Annotated in this window: 1 protein-coding gene; it reads right to left on the reverse strand. The window is 46.7% G+C overall.

Features of this window, described 5'->3' with window-relative positions; genetic code table 11:
• Positions 1-88: 88 nt before the first annotated feature.
• On the reverse strand, positions 89-1,261 hold the full coding sequence (locus COY37_RS03100; protein ID WP_286976030.1) for a sulfite exporter TauE/SafE family protein: 1,173 nt from the start codon (positions 1,259-1,261) through the stop codon (positions 89-91).
• Positions 1,262-1,501: the final 240 nt, after the last annotated feature.

Raw genomic sequence — 1,501 nt, forward strand, 5'->3', positions numbered from 1 at the left:
ACAAGGTAGAAATTGTGTCGCTTGAGTAAAAATTGACGCCAAGCGACATAGGGTATGGTTCCCTTGTAAAGGTATTTTTCAGGGGGAACTAATTAACGGCTTTCTTAATACCCTTAACTTCCTCATACGCTGGAGTAGCCTTTTGCTGTCGCATCCCTTTTATCATACTACCCAGGATTATACCTGCTCCAAGCAATAGAGCAACGACCATAATGTAGAAGCTTACAGTGCTCAGCATAGATACAAGACCTGCGGCTATATGTGTTAATCCAAGCTCGTTCGTATATTTAGGAATTGCAAAGCCCCTGCTGAAGGCAACTATGATCATAATAGACCCCATGACAACCTTGATCATATGCTCTTTTACGTAAGTTGTCCCTAATGCACCTAGTTGAACGCCTATAAGCGATCCGGCAAGGATCAACAGTACCAGCCTAATGTCGATGTTACCGACCAGCGCCCACTCGGTCGAGCCAACGAACCCCATAACGAACGCGATAACAAGTTCGGATGCCGACGATATCAGACTTGTTGCGCCAAGTACGTAAATCATTCCGGGAACACCGATGAAACCGCCCACGGCGATTGTCGCCGCAAGAAGACCGGTTGCAAGACCAACAGGGATAGTAACCCACATGGATACCCTTATGCCTGCGGTTTTGAAGTTCATCATCGGCGGGATATTAATTTTCTGCACGAGTTGCGCTAAACGAGGAGTCCCTTGAGTTCCGGGGTTTTTCATGGTTTTCCATGCATCGTAGAAGACATAGCCCCCTGCCGTTATTAGAATAACGAGGAATGCAAAGCTGATATAAAGATTCGAGCCGGCTTCTCCCCACATAGACTGGATATATTTTTGAAAATTAATACCGATCTTTACGCCAACCGACGCAGATATACCTAATGTTAACCCTAGCTTGATGTCAACCTGGCCGTACTTATGGCGCTTGATCGCTCCGACAAGTGCCTTTGGGAATTTATGGCACATATTGCTTGCCACCGCAACCAGCCCGGGCACGCCAAGACTCATCATTGCGGGCGTCAATACGAAAGCGCCGCCCGATCCTATAAATCCGCTAACCAATCCACCTATAAAACCAACAATAAACAAGAACACCGCATTAAAAATAGTAAGTTCAATAAACTTATTTCCCTCGAACGCCTTAACCGCTTCACCAGTCGCGAACGCTGGGCCCGCTGTGACCAGCAGCAGGACAAAAGCCGCTAAAAGCGCCGGGATGATAACTTTTCTTCTAGCCATTTACCACCCTTCCTTCTTTTGAATTTCTGCTAGACCAAGGATGCAACCTAACCGTAATCCATCCAAAGCCCCGCACTATATGCAATTGTTAAAGATCGCAATCTTAGTGCTTTTTGGCCACTAGACCTAGTGATGTCATTAAGTGGTTTGCAAACGACCCGTGCACAAACGAGAAAACGAAAACGGTAGCGAGCGGTAAAACCGCATATACCCCGCCTTTCGCCCAGGTCTCTCTAACAA

It is taken from the genome of Candidatus Aquicultor secundus (assembly GCF_002791875.1).
GTDB classification, from domain to species: Bacteria; Actinomycetota; Aquicultoria; order Aquicultorales; family Aquicultoraceae; genus Aquicultor_A; species Aquicultor_A secundus.